The 14,674-nt window shown below is 48.7% G+C and carries 15 protein-coding genes and 1 tRNA gene; 8 read left to right on the top strand and 8 right to left on the bottom strand.

Annotated features, from left to right (window positions below):
- Nucleotides 1–28 precede the first annotated feature (28 nt).
- Nucleotides 29–1,705 carry a 30S ribosomal protein S1 gene (gene rpsA / locus B6A39_RS09550; protein ID WP_009724761.1) on the top strand — a complete coding sequence of 559 codons (1,677 nt, stop codon included), beginning with the start codon at nucleotides 29–31 and terminating at the stop codon, nucleotides 1,703–1,705.
- 285 nt (nucleotides 1,706–1,990) lie between these two features.
- A complete protein-coding gene (locus B6A39_RS09545) occupies nucleotides 1,991–2,365 on the top strand; it encodes a histone-like nucleoid-structuring protein, MvaT/MvaU family (protein WP_009724762.1) in 375 nt (124 codons plus the stop codon).
- Nucleotides 2,366–2,442: 77 nt separating this feature from the next.
- Here B6A39_RS09545 and B6A39_RS09540 read toward each other — a convergent pair whose 3' ends face one another.
- Nucleotides 2,443–3,276 carry a helix-turn-helix transcriptional regulator gene (locus tag B6A39_RS09540; protein WP_083004584.1) on the bottom strand — a complete coding sequence of 278 codons (834 nt, stop codon included), beginning with the start codon at nucleotides 3,274–3,276 and terminating at the stop codon, nucleotides 2,443–2,445.
- A 370-nt stretch (nucleotides 3,277–3,646) separates the two neighbouring features.
- Here B6A39_RS09540 and B6A39_RS09535 point away from each other — a divergent pair, with 370 nt between their 5' ends.
- Nucleotides 3,647–3,994 carry a hypothetical protein gene (locus B6A39_RS09535; RefSeq protein ID WP_083004581.1) on the top strand — a complete coding sequence of 116 codons (348 nt, stop codon included), beginning with the start codon at nucleotides 3,647–3,649 and terminating at the stop codon, nucleotides 3,992–3,994.
- 27 nt (nucleotides 3,995–4,021) lie between these two features.
- On the opposite strand, the gene B6A39_RS09530 is transcribed toward B6A39_RS09535, so the two are convergent.
- The 6 genes from B6A39_RS09530 to pilB all read right to left on the bottom strand — a co-directional run bounded on the left by B6A39_RS09530 (nucleotide 4,022) and on the right by pilB (nucleotide 9,948).
- Nucleotides 4,022–4,894, bottom strand: a complete 873-nt coding sequence (locus B6A39_RS09530) for a DNA replication terminus site-binding protein (RefSeq protein WP_083004577.1) — start codon at nucleotides 4,892–4,894, stop codon at nucleotides 4,022–4,024.
- A 176-nt stretch (nucleotides 4,895–5,070) separates the two neighbouring features.
- Complete coding sequence (yacG, locus tag B6A39_RS09525) at nucleotides 5,071–5,304, bottom strand: DNA gyrase inhibitor YacG (protein WP_083004574.1); 234 nt, start codon at nucleotides 5,302–5,304, stop codon at nucleotides 5,071–5,073.
- Between the two features lie 108 nt (nucleotides 5,305–5,412).
- On the bottom strand, nucleotides 5,413–6,009 hold the full coding sequence (gene coaE, locus B6A39_RS09520; protein ID WP_083004570.1) for a dephospho-CoA kinase: 597 nt from the start codon (nucleotides 6,007–6,009) through the stop codon (nucleotides 5,413–5,415).
- Nucleotides 6,010–6,048: 39 nt separating this feature from the next.
- The gene (locus B6A39_RS09515; RefSeq protein WP_083004567.1) at nucleotides 6,049–6,894 is read right to left on the bottom strand and encodes a prepilin peptidase; all 846 of its coding nucleotides are present in this window, start codon (nucleotides 6,892–6,894) and stop codon (nucleotides 6,049–6,051) included.
- A 61-nt stretch (nucleotides 6,895–6,955) separates the two neighbouring features.
- Entirely contained in the window at nucleotides 6,956–8,185 is a 1,230-nt protein-coding gene (locus B6A39_RS09510) for a type II secretion system F family protein (protein WP_083004564.1), read from the bottom strand.
- Between the two features lie 8 nt (nucleotides 8,186–8,193).
- Nucleotides 8,194–9,948, bottom strand: a complete 1,755-nt coding sequence (gene pilB, locus B6A39_RS09505) for a type IV-A pilus assembly ATPase PilB (protein WP_083004560.1) — start codon at nucleotides 9,946–9,948, stop codon at nucleotides 8,194–8,196.
- Nucleotides 9,949–10,192: 244 nt separating this feature from the next.
- On the opposite strand from pilB, the gene B6A39_RS19140 reads away from it, so the two are divergent.
- The 5 genes from B6A39_RS19140 to B6A39_RS09475 all read left to right on the top strand — a co-directional run bounded on the left by B6A39_RS19140 (nucleotide 10,193) and on the right by B6A39_RS09475 (nucleotide 13,000).
- The gene (locus tag B6A39_RS19140; protein WP_083004557.1) at nucleotides 10,193–10,615 is read left to right on the top strand and encodes a pilin; all 423 of its coding nucleotides are present in this window, start codon (nucleotides 10,193–10,195) and stop codon (nucleotides 10,613–10,615) included.
- Between the two features lie 133 nt (nucleotides 10,616–10,748).
- Complete coding sequence (locus B6A39_RS09495) at nucleotides 10,749–11,204, top strand: anti-virulence regulator CigR family protein (RefSeq protein WP_083004554.1); 456 nt, start codon at nucleotides 10,749–10,751, stop codon at nucleotides 11,202–11,204.
- 95 nt (nucleotides 11,205–11,299) lie between these two features.
- Nucleotides 11,300–12,109 (top strand): inositol monophosphatase family protein, encoded by an 810-nt coding sequence (locus B6A39_RS09490; protein WP_083004551.1) that lies wholly within the window; start codon nucleotides 11,300–11,302, stop codon nucleotides 12,107–12,109.
- 125 nt (nucleotides 12,110–12,234) lie between these two features.
- Nucleotides 12,235–12,311, top strand: a tRNA-Pro gene (locus tag B6A39_RS09485).
- A 470-nt stretch (nucleotides 12,312–12,781) separates the two neighbouring features.
- Nucleotides 12,782–13,000, top strand: a complete 219-nt coding sequence (locus B6A39_RS09475; RefSeq protein WP_083004544.1) for a type II toxin-antitoxin system Phd/YefM family antitoxin — start codon at nucleotides 12,782–12,784, stop codon at nucleotides 12,998–13,000.
- Nucleotides 13,001–13,043: 43 nt separating this feature from the next.
- On the opposite strand, the gene B6A39_RS09470 is transcribed toward B6A39_RS09475, so the two are convergent.
- Nucleotides 13,044–14,393, bottom strand: coding sequence for a site-specific integrase (locus B6A39_RS09470; RefSeq protein WP_083004540.1), 1,350 nt, complete (start codon nucleotides 14,391–14,393; stop codon nucleotides 13,044–13,046).
- Between the last annotated feature and the right edge of the window lie 281 nt (nucleotides 14,394–14,674).

Here is a 14,674-nt window from a genome sequence, read left to right as displayed (position 1 = left end):
TCAACAACGTTGATCACGTAGGAAAACCATGAGCGAAAGCTTTGCTGAACTGTTTGAACAGTCTCTTAACGACATCAACATGGAGCCAGGCGCAATTGTCGCGGCTCAGGTTGTCGACATTGACGGTGACTGGGTTACCGTTAACGCTGGTCTGAAATCTGAAGGTCAGATCCCTGCGTCACAATTCCGCGATGAGAACGGTGAACTGACCATCGCTATCGGTGACGACGTGCACGTTGCACTTGAAGCCGTAGAAGATGGCTTCGGTGAAACGCGTCTGTCCCGTGAAAAAGCCAAGCGCGCAGAAGCTTGGAAGATTCTGGAAGCAGCCTTCGAGAAAGACGAAGTCGTCAAGGGCGTGATCAACGGTAAGGTCAAAGGCGGCTTCACAGTCGACGTCGACTCTATCCGTGCCTTCTTGCCGGGCTCTCTGGTTGACGTTCGTCCGGTTCGTGACACTGCACACCTGGAAAACAAAGAGCTAGACTTCAAAGTCATCAAGCTTGACCCGAAGCGCAACAACGTCGTTGTTTCGCGTCGTGCTGTACTGGAAGCTGAAAACAGTGCTGAACGTGAAGCACTGCTGGCAACCTTGCAAGAAGGTCAGCAAATCAAAGGTATCGTTAAGAACCTGACTGATTACGGTGCATTCGTTGATCTAGGCGGCGTTGATGGTCTGCTGCACATCACTGATATGGCGTGGAAGCGCATTAAGCATCCGTCTGAAATCGTTGCTGTTGGCGACGAGATCAACGTCAAAGTGTTGAAGTTTGACCGTGAGCGTAACCGCGTATCTCTAGGTCTTAAGCAGCTGGGTGAAGATCCTTGGGTCAACATCAAAGACCGTTACCCGGAAGGCACCAAAGTGCACGCAGTCGTCACTAATCTGACTGACTACGGCTGCTTTGCTGAGCTGGAAGAGGGCGTCGAAGGTCTGGTTCACGTTTCAGAAATGGACTGGACTAACAAGAACATCCATCCGTCTAAAGTTGTCCAAGTGGGCGATGATGTTGACGTTATGGTTCTTGACATCGATGAAGAGCGTCGTCGTATTTCTCTGGGCATCAAGCAGTGTACTGCTAATCCTTGGGAAACTTTCAACGCTGAATACAACAAGGGCGACCGTGTTTCAGGTACCATCAAGTCAATCACTGACTTTGGTATCTTTATCGGCCTTGAAGGCGGTATTGATGGTCTGGTTCATCTGTCTGATATCTCTTGGACAGAAACTGGCGAAGAAGCTGTCCGTAACTTCAAGAAAGGTGACGAAGCTGAAGCCGTCATTCTTTCAATCGATCCTGAGCGTGAGCGTATCTCCTTAGGTATTAAGCAAATGGATTCCGATCCAGTAGCTGAATACCTGTCGGTTAACGACAAAGGCAGCATCGTTACAGGCCGTATCGTAGAAGTTGATGCCAAAGAAGCACACGTTGAGCTAGCGACTGATGTTATTGCTATCCTCAAGGCGTCTGAAATCAGTGCTGATCGCATTGAAGATGCCCGTAACGTGCTGAATGAAGGCGACAGCATTGAAGCGCGTATCGTCAGCGTTGATCGTAAGAGCCGTCAGATTAATCTGTCGGTTAAAGCGAAAGAGCAAGATGATACTCGTCAAAATCTGAAGAAACTGCGTGATCAAGAGCCGGAAGCAGGTGGTCCGACCACTATCGGTGATCTAATCAAGCAGCAGATGGGCCAAGACTAATTAAGTAGTTGATAGCCTGTGAAAACGCCGCCCATTAGGGCGGCGTTTTTTATGCTTTTGAATGATTTGAAATAGATAAATAGCCTATGTTTGACTTGAGTGTAAAGCGCGTTTTTATAGTTCAAAGTAAACAATAAAAATCGATTAGTATTTAAGCCAAAATCAACTAGACTATTGTCAGCTAGCGCATTTGCAGCAATAATGTACGCGCATCCTGAACTCGTGCGTATTGAGTTGATAGATTGATTAACTCGCGCAGTTAAACCTATGCTAAAAGGAATCCCTATGTCGCTATTAAATGAGTATATTCAAAAGGAACAGCAGCTAAAACAACTGCAAGAAGACTTACAACGCTTGGAAGGTGATCAGCGTTTGAAGAGCGAGCTTGAATTTAAAGCTAAGCTTGAAGCGCTAATGAACGAGTTTGGTAAGCGTCCTTCTGACGTCATTGCATTGTTGGACCCTAACGCTGATCAGCGTGGATCCAAAGGTGCTGCAGCATCTTCTACACGTCGTAAGCGCCGTTTAAAGATTTATAAAAATCCACATACCGGTGAAGTAATTGAAACCCGCGGCGGTAACCATAAAGGCCTGCGTAGCTGGAAAGACGAGCATGGTGATGAAGCCGTCGAGTCTTGGCTAGAGCGCATGGAAGACTAAGTCGTTTTAAACCGGCATTTCTTAAAAGAAGTGCCGGTTTTGGTTTGTTGGGAACGGCAAAAACTATACAGGGTGAGCTAGGCAGTTAAAGGTATTCTCAGCTCAATATGATGGGGTTGCCATAATACTTGCGGTGCATCACCACTGATATTTAACCGATTTCTTTTATCCATTAGTGCCACTAGCGTTTCAGACATTATATAAGATAATTGTGAAATATTATCGAAACATGTTTTCGCATAATAGCGGGCAGGAATGTCCACCCGTCGATAGGTGACAGGTAGCGCTAGATGTTTGGCAGTATCTCTATTCTCAAGATAGAGCCCGATGTCAGTTCTAGTGTGATTTAGTGCAGGTTCTTCTACAATGGCCTTCACTTTTTCTGACAAGAGATCTGGCAGTACCATGGCTGGGGTAGAAGCGCTTAGCTGGGCTTGTAAGCACTGTAAGTGGTTAGCATGATATTTTGTGTTGCCTAGCCCATGAATGCGTTCTGGTGCTTGGTACAAGCGCATTAAAACAACATGTGCAGGTCGGCATTTTTCAATATTAATCGTAATGTTTTTGTCAGACCTGTTCAGACGGTACATGCTGCTAACCGCTTGGCGGTATTCGCGCGGCGGTAGTTGATAACGGCGCTGAAACGCGCGTGAAAAAGAAGAGTGATTGGTATATCCACAACGAATAGCGATTTGCGCTATATTTTGTGTGGTGAGTGAAAGTAACACGGCGGCTCGCTCAAGACGCCTTTTTTCTCGGTAAGCGCTAGGCGAAATGTTGAAGCAGTGGCGGAACTGTCGGCGTACTTGTGATGCTGAGTATCCTAAGTGGTTAGCAAGGTCTTCGATTCCTAACGGCTTATCGAGTGTGTCTTGCAGCCAGATCTCAGCTCGCATCATTGCATTGAACATTATCTGGCCTCCTATGCTTGAGTCGTACAGGTCGTTACTCATCTCACCTGTAATGCACCCTCCCGGTGCTCGCGTTGCTAGTAATCTGATAGGCGATTAACATTGCTTCCTGCCTACTAGATGAATTTGCCGCCCTATGCGCGACCTTAGGTTGCTTAACTGGTCGTTTTTATGCTCTTCCAGAAGGAGCATTCTGCTTTATATCGGGGGCAGCTTATTTATTACTAAGCTGTGGTGCCTTTATGCTGGCAAGAGAGAGCAAAGGCAAGTTTGCTCAGTCGTTTTAAGCGTTTGGGCACAGTTTTGCCGGAAAAAGGTCTGTTTCAGCAGACTTGTCATCCATTTCAAGTAAGGTGTAAATGAAACATCGATGAAATATCAAAAGGTTCAAAAACAGCTCGATGAGCGTGAAAAGCTACGTAAGTTTCGTGAGTTGGATGATGCCTTCGCGCAGGCGCTGCGCCAGTTAGAAGATCCTAACAGCGATTTCGATATTCCAACGGGACCGCCAGTACGTTCAATTGCGGCGTTAGAGGCAGATGACCACGCAGCAGACGAAGCAGCCCGCTCGCATGAGCAAGATCGCTTGTTTGATCAACGCTTAAAAGCGCTGATTAGGGAATTTGATTTGTCTGAGCGAGATGTTGGTGAGGTCATACATGCTCTGCTTGAGTCTAGTAAATGGACGCTTGATGACGTGCCTGTAGTAAGTAAATAACGTGATCGTATAAGGTGTGGTCGCTGGTTAGCGATACCGAAAGATACGTAAACTAGGTAAATATACGTCGTCTTCTAGTTTTTCGTCGCGCCGCTTAGCTCTTGTGCGAGTAGCAGGAGGCGTTTCCGCTGGCGCTTTTAGATGCGGTAATCGACCTTCATTTGCGGGCACAATTAACGGCAATGCAATATTAAGCGCTCGTCGCGTGTGTCCATCCGCAAGCGGTTCGACAAAAAACAGATTAGCGCGCATTAAAGGGGCTTGGGTCTGTACCTGCGCCAATATTTCTCCACTTGGAATGCTGGCGAGCTTGCGTAGTTGTATGCGGATATGTGGTGCATCGCTGTCTAGCTGCAATAATTTTTGCTCAGCCTCTTGAACGCTGACTCTTTTGATTGAGCGACCGCTGCTGTACCACGCTAGCCTAACTCTGGATACCGGCGCTGGGGCTATAGGGAGTTGTCGCCAGCACTGTTTTAGGTGGAGTCTTGCAAATCCGCTTTTACGAAGTATTTCGTCGACATGTGGATGGCGGTTAGGTAAGCGAGACTTGGCATCGTTCAATGCGTTTGGATGAGACTGCTTAATGCGTGAGAGTAAATCGCTGATGTTTGTTTTTGCGTGGTTAATTTGATGACACGCTTCTAATAAATCATCGTTAGCAGCAATGACTGCTATATAATTACGCGTTTCGCGGCCATCCTGTCCCTGCTGATGCCACATGTCCAGCAGTGCATCCCGCAACCAAATAGGCTCGCTAACGTCATGATGAAACCGCCAAGTAGGCGGTTTATTTGATTCATATAGCGCTGCAGCCTGCTCAATGGTGGCCACCAGCTGGTCAAAGTGGATATCAAGTTCATGCAGTAAATGATATAGAGGCAGCGTGGCGTCAGTCATGTAGGGTGGGCCTTGAAGCGGTTAAAGCGACATTCTCTCAGCGGTGTTCACTCAACAACACTTTCTTAGATAACAGCTAAAAGAAACTAAAAAAATCAATTAACAAATGTCTACTTCAGTATTTAAACCTCATCCAGTATTTAAACCTAGGTCATGATTTAACTCTACGGCATTTTTTAAGAAAGAGGTGCGTCTCTATCTGCTTGAGCAAGCAAGGTGTCTAAGTCTGCTTCATCCATGGCAGATTCACCTGCAATGCGATGCGACTCTTCCGCCCAAGCGCCTAAATCAAGCAGTTGGCAACGTTTGCTACAAAAGGGGCGATAAGTGCTTTCTGGCCCCCAGATAACCTTCTTGCCACACTGAGGGCAAGCAACCTCTAGCGGTGAATCATTTGCTGGCGTAGGCATGACAATCTCCTGTTTCAAAAGTACTCCCATTTCTGGGATCAATTGCGGTATCAAGTGCTGTATTAAATATGTGCTTAAGTGCTGCTCAGGTGCTGCTCAAGCACGTCGTTAAGTGCACTCGGCGCGATAACGACAATCCAGTTGGATTACCTGGCGCATCATATCCGCATGGTCACCACTGTTATCGATGACATCATTGCCTTTAGCAAGGCGTTCTTCACGTGGAAGTTGGGCGGCGAGGATAGCACGCACCTGGGATTCACTCACCCCATCCCGGGCAAGCGTACGCGCTAATTGCAGCGATTCGGGCACATCGATGACTAACGTACGATGAACCAGTTTATCTTGGCCAGACTCAAAAAGCAGAGGAGACACTAACAAGACATAGGGCGACTGCGCCTGTAGGCGGTCAAGATGCAAAAGAAGGCGTTCTCGTACCTTAGGATGAGTGACCGATTCTAACCACTGCCGTTGCGCAGGATTTTCAAAAATGATGGTGCGCAGTGCTGATCTATTCAGTGTTCCGTCGGAGTTCAATACGTCTTCACCAAAGTGTTCGGCAATAGCGGCTAGCGCAGGTTCGCCAACGGCAACGACTTCTCTCGCGACATCATCGGCATCTACCCAGCCAACCCCGAGTTCTTCAAACGCACGGGCAACGGTAGACTTTCCCGATCCAATACCACCTGTTAGCCCAATGATCATGCATGCTCCCCAAAAGATTGAACAAAACTGACGTTTGGATTAATAAAGCAACGACGTGTAGAGTGCCATTAACTCGTTGCCCACAAGTAAACAAATCCAGCCCGCTAGCGCAAGAAAGGGGCCAAAGGGAAGAGGTTGGCCACGCAGTCGAGGAGATAGAGCCTGAGCGGCTAGTCCTACTATTGCACCAATACCTGCTGATAAAATAAGCACCAGCGGTAACATGCTCCAACCTACCCAAGCGCCAAGGGCGGCCAGTAATTTGAAATCCCCAAATCCCATGCCTTCTTTACCTGTTATGAGCTTAAATACCCAGTAAAAGGTCCAAAGCACAAGATAGCCTGCCATCGCGCCGATAACAGCACTGGGGAGCAGCAGAGGCTGAAAGAACAATTGATAGGCTAAGCCAGCCCACAACAACGGTAGGGTCAACATATCAGGGAGTAAATAGGTACGAAAATCGATCACTGCCAAAGCAAGTAGCGTTAAACAAGCGCCATAGATAAACAGTGCGCTTAGCGTCGGGCCATGCAAAGCCACAATCGTGACTGCTAGCACGCCGCCCATTAGCTCAACGAGTGGGTACTGTACACTGATGGGTGTTTGACAATGGGCACATTTGCCACATCTTTTTAGCCAGCCTATTAAGGGTAGGTTATCGTGCCAAACAATCGGTTGTTCACAGCGTGGGCACATTGACCTTGGAGTGGCAAGGTTAAAGCGGGGAGACGTTTCTTCGGTTAGCTCAAGAGAGACGCGTGCTTCATTGCGCCAACGGCGCATCAGCATAACGGGTAAACGAGTGATGACAACGTTAAGAAAACTGCCCAAGCAGAGGCCGATCAGTAAAGCAAAAAAGAGGTAAAAGCTTGGCGGTAAACCCATGGTATTCCTATAGTTTGGGGAAGTTCGTGTATGCGTTGGAAATTGCCAGTGAACGGTGTATTTACAGTGCGGTGCCAATTTCAAAAATAGGCAGATACATGGAGACAACAACACCGCCCACTAGCGCACCAAGGACAACGATAATAATTGGTTCCATTAACGAGGTCAGGGCGTCTACTTTGTTATCGACTTCTTCTTCGTAGTAATCTGCGACCCGGTTAAGCATGGCATCCAGCGAGCCGGCTTCCTCACCAATACTCACCATTTGAACGGCTAGCGCTGGAAAACGATTGGTCATACGCATGGCAAAATGCAGCTGCTGCCCGGTAGTTACATCTTGGCGCACTTCATTAATAGCTTTGATATACACGCGGTTATCCGCTGCTCCTGCAGCAGTTTCGAGTCCCTCAATAAGTGGCACGCCTGAAGTAAAGGTAGTCGCTAAGGTACGTGTAAATCGAGAGACAGCCGATTTGTGCAAAATATCACCAAGGATAGGCAGGTGAAGCATTAAACTATCTAGCTGATAAGCAACGCGTGGTGAGCGTCGCGCTGCAGCTTTCAACAGCGTGATGCTGCCGATTAGTGTGCCAAGTGTTTGTAGCCAGTACGTCTGGGCCATGTCTGATAAGTTAACCGTGAACTGAGTGAGTGCCGGAAGCTCTGCGCCAAAACCTTGAAACATACTCTCAAATTCAGGCACGACTTTGATGAGCAGCAGCATGGTAACGGCGACACCGATGGTCATCACCGCAGTAGGGTACCAGAGTGCTTTTTTGACACGATTTTTGAGTGATTCAACTTTCTCTTTATAACTGGCTATCCGCTCCAACATCTGGTCAAGTGCGCCAGCTTGCTCCCCTGCATCGACCAGGTTAACAAACAGGCGGTCAAACTGTTTGGGATGTTTTGCCATGGCGCTGGAAAGGCTGTCACCAGAGGAGACGTCTTCCATGATTTGCTGGGTTAGTGCCACCATCGCGGGTTTTTTAAGGCTTTCAGAAACGGCTTGTAACGCCTGAAGAATAGGGATACCTGCCCGCACCATGGTGGCCATTTGTCGTGCAAAAATCATGATGTCGACGTTGGTTACTTTGCCGCGTCCACTAAAGCTGCTGCGTTTTTGAACTTTAGTGGCGACAATACGCTGCTTAGCGAGTTGTTCAATGATTTCGGGTTTAGTACGGCCAATTAGCTCGCCTCGCATGGCTCGTTCTTGTGGCCCTTTGCCTTCCCACTTCCAGCGGTGTAGCGGCGCTGGCTTTGTGCGGCGTGCTTTAGCGTTAGCCATGTCGCGCGTTACTCCTTGCTGATGCGGTTAACTTCTTCCAAGCTGGTACTGCCATCCAGTACGCGACTCAAGCAACGCTGATGAAGGCTGGGGTAGCCTTCGCGGCGGGCTTGCTGATCAATATCCAGCGCATCACCATCACGCATAATCAATTGGCGCATGGCATCGGTAATGGGCACTACTTCATAAATACCAATACGCCCCTTGTAGCCCTGGGTGCACTGTTTGCAGCCAACTGGCGAATAAATTGTGCCATTGCGAATATCCTGCTGGCTAAAGCCAGCCTTACGCAGCGCTTCGGCCGGAATCTTAGCGGGTGTTTTACACAGGTTGCACAGCTTACGCGCCAAGCGCTGGGCAATGATCAAGCTAACGGAGCTTGCAATGTTATAGGAGGCGACGCCCATATTCGCTAACCGGGTTAGCGTTTCAGCAGCTGAGTTAGTATGTACCGTAGATAGCACTAAGTGGCCTGTTTGGGCTGCCTTTACGGCAATTTCGGCGGTTTCCAGGTCACGAATTTCACCTACCATCACCACGTCAGGGTCTTGGCGTAGAAAGGCGCGCAAAGCACTAGCGAAGTTCAAGCCAATTTTAGGGAGAACGTTAACCTGATTGATGCCGGACACTTTAATTTCTACCGGGTCTTCAGCGGTACAGATATTGCGCTCGATTTGGTTGAGAATATTAATACCTGTGTAAAGCGTCACTGTTTTACCGCTACCCGTCGGCCCGGTAACTAAAATCATGCCTTGGGGTTTTTTTAGCGCATGTTCGTAGGCGGCTTGTTGTTCCGGGCTAAAGCCTAGTTGTTCGATACCAAGCTGGGCAGAGGCCGGGTCTAACAGGCGTAATACTATTTTTTCACCGAATACGGTGGGCAGTGAGTTCACCCGAAAATCTATTGAACGGGTGCGTGAAAGCTGTAACTTGATCGCGCCATCCTGAGGCAGTCGCCGTTCAGAAATATCCAGCCGAGACATGATTTTCAAACGTGCCGCAATACGGTGACGTAACGCAAAAGGCGGACGAGCAATTTCAATTAGCATGCCATCAATGCGAAAGCGCACCCGGTACTGGGTTTCATAAGGCTCAAAGTGAATATCGGAAGCGCCACGACTGATGGCATCTAACAGTATTTTATTAACGAATTTAACGACAGGGGCGTCTTCGCTATCTTTTACCGCTTTATCAAAGGTCGCCTCATCCTCGCCAAGCTGAACAATATTCAGCGCGCTGACGGCGTCATCGACGTTTTCCAGCTCATCCAGCATGCTGCGTTCATTTTGCGCCAGATACTGCGTTAGGGTGTTTTTAAGTTGGTCAGCGGGCGCCAGTACGCCATCTACGCTTAGCCCAGTGGCAAATTGCAGCTCATCCAGCTGGGTAAGCGTAGCGGGGTAGGGCACCGCAACAGTTAGACGATGCCCGTGGCGTGCCAGGGGAAGAATATCCAGGCGCTCTAATATTTTAACGGGGTAGTCGTTGGCAGGAGGCAGTGCATTAATACGGATGGCATCTAGGTCAACAACAGGTAAACCATACTCCCAGGCAGCGGCCAGTGCTGCTGCGCCTGACTCTACTAGCCCACTATCGACCACATGCTGTAACAGCGACACTTCAAGCTCTGCTGCCGTGCTTTCCGCGACAGTCGCCTGAGCATCGGTCAGCACGCCATGTTTCACCAGCCGTTTAGCGATACCGCGCAGGCCGCCATGTAAGGTCGCATGGCTCAGCGTAGACTCTGGGGCAGATTGGCTCATAGCGATCTCAGCGGTATGGCAAATGTAAGCCACCTTGTACCATATTCAGCTTACGCAAGGTACTCGCATGCCCCAACGAAAGGGTGATGCTGTCATTGATCAAAGGGTTGAATAGCGAGTAATAAAAGCATGAGATCGTTCATTGCTAATACGGAAAGGGTCGGATAATGTGAGATGTGTTTCTCTAAGCCGATTTGGCCCGCTCCGTACACTAATAAACGATCAATAACCGCAAGGGATTCTTATGATGCAACCTACTCAAACGCACCAACCCCGCCGTTTCAAGCAGCGTGGTTTCACCTTGATCGAGCTGCTGATTGTTGTCGCGATTATTGGTGTGCTCGCTGCTGTCGGCGTGCCGCAGTATGGTAATTATTTGGATCGCGCATCTGCAGCTGCTTGTGAGGGTGAGCTGAGTTCTTTTAGAAGCGGTTATACTGCAGCCAGCACGTTTAATGAAGAGACTGATTTTTCTTTCACATTTCAGTCCTGCCTTACTGCTGGTGATGATGACTCAGACGGTGTGGCTCTTGAGGAAGATAATCCAACACTTATTTCTATAATTGAGGGTGACGCAGGTGATGGAACCACTCTGGGTTTGGTTACAGATCGTGGAGTTAATGTAACTCTCAATTCAGACGGCAGCATTGTACGCGAAGATGATTAAAGCCAAACGTTCTAACGGCTGAGACGATTATTAAACCCCACTTTGCGTGGGGTTTCGTTATTAATATCAAGCGTCCACACTGCCTGCGCATTTACTCTCTACACTTAACGCTCCTGATCATAAGGAGCCGATGATGAAATCAATCCCTCTTAGCGCTTGCTTGTTAGTTTGCACCCTGTTTTGGCAGGTGGCAGCAGTTGCACAGCCTGCCCACGCGCCCGCCCATGGCGCTAGAGACAACGGTCAACACGCCGATCGTCAGCGTGGCGGACAGGATATAGGCCGACATGAGCGGCGCCATCGCGATGAACGCGTTGTGGATCTTCCTCGTATCAACGAACGTGAACTGATACGCCTGTTGCGGCAATACGATGCACCGCGTGCCCAGCCATTGCCGCCGGGTATTCAGCGTAACTTAGAACGCGGTAAACCCCTTCCTCCGGGAATTGCAAAACGCTTTGATGGTCCGTTGGCATCTCAACTTCCCCAATATCCCGGCTACGAATGGGAGCGTGTTGGTGCTGATGTCGTACTCATTGAAGCCGCTACTCGCGTCGTTGTTGATGTGCTGGTAGATGCGCTTCGTTAAAAATGGTTTCTTCCGCTGTCATGGTAATGCCATGCGCCACCGCTTAAGCTGGGCTTATGTTTAGGCAATGTAAAACCAGCAAGTAAGGAGCGTGAATGACGACCTACACTTTAGAAGAGCGGCTGGCGCTAGCAGTACGCATTGCGGAGGAGGCAGGCGATATGATACGCCGCGCCCGTGAACAGCAAGACTTCAGTCAACGTTTAAAAGCCGGTATTGAGCTGGTTACCGATGTTGATGTGGCAGTTGATACACTAATTAGCCAACGCCTGGAGGAGCATTTTCCTGGTGAAGCCAAGCTGAGTGAAGAACTGAGCCCCGAGCGTGCGCTGCATACCCCCGTCGAGCAGCTGTGGGTGGTAGACCCTATCGATGGGACCGTCAACTTTGCCCAAGGTCTGCGGCATGTGGCGGTGTCGATAGGCTGGATAGAAAACGGCGTTGGTAAAGTAGGCGTTGTTCACGCACCTTTCTTGGGTGATACCTTCAGTGCCGCACAAGGGTTAGGTGCGTTTTGCAATCAGCAGCCGATCAAGCCAAGTGAAGCGGATACGCTGGAAAGTACCCTGGTAGCCACCGGTTTTCCCTACGATAAAGATGCTCGCAAACAGCTTTTACCCCGTTTGGAAGCTGTGTTGACGAACTGTCAGGATGTTCGCCGCAATGGCGCAGCCGCAATTGACTTGTGTGATGTTGCTTGCGGGCGTTTAGATGCGTATTACGAAAGCGTTTCACCATGGGACTTTGTCGCGGGCTGGGTCATTGCTCGCGAAGCAGGTGCGAAAGTGGGGCATTTATCTGAGGTGCCTGACGGCATTCCCGCTGATCTCTATCCAGAACAACTGCTTGTAACGACGCCTAAGGTATATGATGCAATGGCATTGCTACTCAAGAGCATTGATTAAGGGCTAGCGGCAAGCAATTGAAAAGAAAGCGCAAAAAGAGCTTTTCATTTGGTTAAGAAAGCGCTAGTATACGCACCGTCTTGAGGCAAACGATGTTAGTTAACATTTGCTGATATCCAAGGCATCGGAGTGTGGCGCAGCTTGGTAGCGCGTTGCAATGGGGTTGCAAAGGTCGCAGGTTCGAATCCTGTCACTCCGACCAAAGAATTCAATCAGTTGCGGTATCCTAGAAAGTCTTAATGAACCGCAACATGACTCGGTAATCCATTGCTAGTCCAGATGGACGCCGAAGAAAGCCAGCCACCGTGCTGGCTTTTTTTTAACATGATCAAAGAACTAAGTGAATAGTTTCCCTTCTGTTTTACGAACAGCTTGGACTGCAAAACTACTAACTTTTCCATAATATCGCCCACGCCTACATTGCGCTTGACTAGATCATTTGCGCCTTTTTGCTCATTCAACAGTTGCCTTGATGCTATTGAGTAGCGATCAGGCTTCCAATGCCTCTCATATTCTTCGGCCACTGCCAGACACAACGGCTAGCCTCTGGAACCAACCAATAAATGCAGCTGGCTGGTTGAGCATGTTTCGGTCGGATGCTGCTGCTCGCACTCTGGTGGTTCTTCTACCACAATGTATAGATGAGCCCATGCTACTTGGTGGTTGTAAATTATGAGAGTGTCTATTCACGCGGCAGAAAAACAACTTTATTCCCTTATCCGGAAAGCTCTCGCAGGCGAAGAGGTCATCATTTCTATGAGTGAAGAATCTTGCGTTCAGCTTGTGCCGCATGCTGATAAAAACAATGTAGAACAGCTATATGGTTGCATGAAAGATGAGATTGATTATGTTGAGGGATGGGATGCTCCGCTCGATGGCATGAATAACTGAGCCTCTGCTCTTGATAGCACTAGAGCAGAGGTTGTTGAGGTCTTCAGTATTTGAATGGCGGTTTTGCTTTGGCGGGACGATTCAAAGCATCTAGAGCGTTGCGGATGTGGTCTGCCGTTAAGTGGCCGTAGTGCTCTATGGTCGTTGCAATATCTCTATGCCCCATTAGCTTCATAACAGTCATCAAATCGGCCCCTGACATAATGAGCTGGGATGCAAAATTGTGGCGCAGCGTATATAGGTCAAGGTTTTCATCTAACCCCCCAAATTTTTTGACAGCTGCCCAAGGATGTCGTCCTAGGGCACTGGCAGATAAGCGGCGGCCGGTTTTAGGTGACGGAAAGACATAGCCAGTTCTTTGCCGCCCGTTTTGCTCCCACCAAGCCTGCAAAACCTCCAAGAGTGGTTCCGAAATAGGGAAGCTGGTTGGTCGTATGCTGTGGTGTGCTGTTTTCTCAATGACCTTGGTAATAATTTGTGTTTCAAAATTTACGTTCTCCCAGCGTAATCCATAGACATCACCTGGACGAAAACCAGCATGGTAGATAACGAGAATTGCCGGAACCACATAGTCGACATAGGTCAGATGATCCCAGTCGGGAAGGTGACGGTTAGATTTTTTCGCACGTGAACGTCGCCGCATGTCCTTCCGGTCTTGGGTATAGATGGCAAGCCCCCTAAAGAGTCCGTCGATTTCTCTGTCCGTTAAAGCACGGCGGGAGCGGATAGCATCAATACCTTGATCATCCCCAGCGACTGGTCTCTTAAGCCTTACATTCTTGATTGGGTTCTCATGTATGAATTTTTCTTCAACTGCGATGTTAAGCATATTTTGAAGCACATCGTAGGAACGTTTGATGGTGAGAAACGCTAAGCCTGTTTTTTCAAGCTCATGGTGCCACCTAGTTACGTCAGCCTTGCTGAGTTCAGGCATGCGTTTCTGATACCAGGGCTTAAAATGACGATCAAGTCTTTCAAGGTCTTCGTTGCCTCGTTTCATACGCTCTTTGTGTGGCCGATAAACGGTATCAAGGAATACTTTGATAATCGTTGCATCCTGCAGGCGTTGTTGTTCTTCGATATGCTTTTGAGCCTTGATGGCGGCATCTTCTTCGAGCCTAGGCTCTATTCCTTTGGCCAGTCCCAGCGACATTTTTTTTGCGATTTCTCTGGCTTCGTCAGCAGATACAGATGGGTATCGGCCAATCTTCATGACCGGCCGCTTGGAAGTCAGTTTTGAGCGGTAGCGAAACGAGAACGTTATGAGGTCACGTCTGTAAATTGTGCACATAAAACCACTAATTTCGATGTCGTGGATAGTGCGAATGCCCTTGCTTTGAGCATGCTTAATTGCTGATTCCGTGATCTTTCTCTTAAGTGAAAAATTTGTCATCCCGTTTGAGCCTCAGCGAAGGTGTTAGTCCCGGTGGACGCCTAAGCTTGGCGAAGTGGACGGCTCGTAGAGTCGTCCATTACAAATCCCAAATGCGCCAATATTGCGATTTTGGATTAGTAAATGCTGCGTCTGGTGTCCAACTCAAACATAGCGCTTCTATAGTGAGGCTTTCAAAAGATTATTAAGAACAATATCTTATAGCTGATAGGAGGTGGTGGGGCTTGGGCGCCTAAGGTAGCGCTAGCAGGATGGGGTTGCAAAGGTCGCAGGTTCGAATC

Source organism: Halomonas sp. GT (assembly GCF_002082565.1).
GTDB lineage: Bacteria > Pseudomonadota > Gammaproteobacteria > Pseudomonadales > Halomonadaceae > Vreelandella.
The sequence above is the reverse complement of the archived record's forward strand: the minus strand, read 5'-3'. Positions and strand labels throughout refer to the sequence as shown.

Bases quoted from the DNA above. Each gene is read 5' to 3' on its own strand.
- rpsA (WP_009724761.1), top strand. From the start codon at position 29: ATGAGCGAAAGCTTTGCTGAACTGTTTGAACAGTCTCTTAACGACATC.
- B6A39_RS09545 (WP_009724762.1), top strand. From the start codon at position 1,991: ATGTCGCTATTAAATGAGTATATTCAAAAGGAACAGCAGCTAAAACAA.
- B6A39_RS09540 (WP_083004584.1), bottom strand. From the start codon at position 3,276: ATGTTCAATGCAATGATGCGAGCTGAGATCTGGCTGCAAGACACACTC.
- B6A39_RS09535 (WP_083004581.1), top strand. From the start codon at position 3,647: ATGAAATATCAAAAGGTTCAAAAACAGCTCGATGAGCGTGAAAAGCTA.
- B6A39_RS09530 (WP_083004577.1), bottom strand. From the start codon at position 4,894: ATGACTGACGCCACGCTGCCTCTATATCATTTACTGCATGAACTTGAT.
- yacG (WP_083004574.1), bottom strand. From the start codon at position 5,304: ATGCCTACGCCAGCAAATGATTCACCGCTAGAGGTTGCTTGCCCTCAG.
- coaE (WP_083004570.1), bottom strand. From the start codon at position 6,009: ATGATCATTGGGCTAACAGGTGGTATTGGATCGGGAAAGTCTACCGTT.
- B6A39_RS09515 (WP_083004567.1), bottom strand. From the start codon at position 6,894: ATGGGTTTACCGCCAAGCTTTTACCTCTTTTTTGCTTTACTGATCGGC.
- B6A39_RS09510 (WP_083004564.1), bottom strand. From the start codon at position 8,185: ATGGCTAACGCTAAAGCACGCCGCACAAAGCCAGCGCCGCTACACCGC.
- pilB (WP_083004560.1), bottom strand. From the start codon at position 9,948: ATGAGCCAATCTGCCCCAGAGTCTACGCTGAGCCATGCGACCTTACAT.
- B6A39_RS19140 (WP_083004557.1), top strand. From the start codon at position 10,193: ATGATGCAACCTACTCAAACGCACCAACCCCGCCGTTTCAAGCAGCGT.
- B6A39_RS09495 (WP_083004554.1), top strand. From the start codon at position 10,749: ATGAAATCAATCCCTCTTAGCGCTTGCTTGTTAGTTTGCACCCTGTTT.
- B6A39_RS09490 (WP_083004551.1), top strand. From the start codon at position 11,300: ATGACGACCTACACTTTAGAAGAGCGGCTGGCGCTAGCAGTACGCATT.
- B6A39_RS09475 (WP_083004544.1), top strand. From the start codon at position 12,782: ATGAGAGTGTCTATTCACGCGGCAGAAAAACAACTTTATTCCCTTATC.
- B6A39_RS09470 (WP_083004540.1), bottom strand. From the start codon at position 14,393: ATGACAAATTTTTCACTTAAGAGAAAGATCACGGAATCAGCAATTAAG.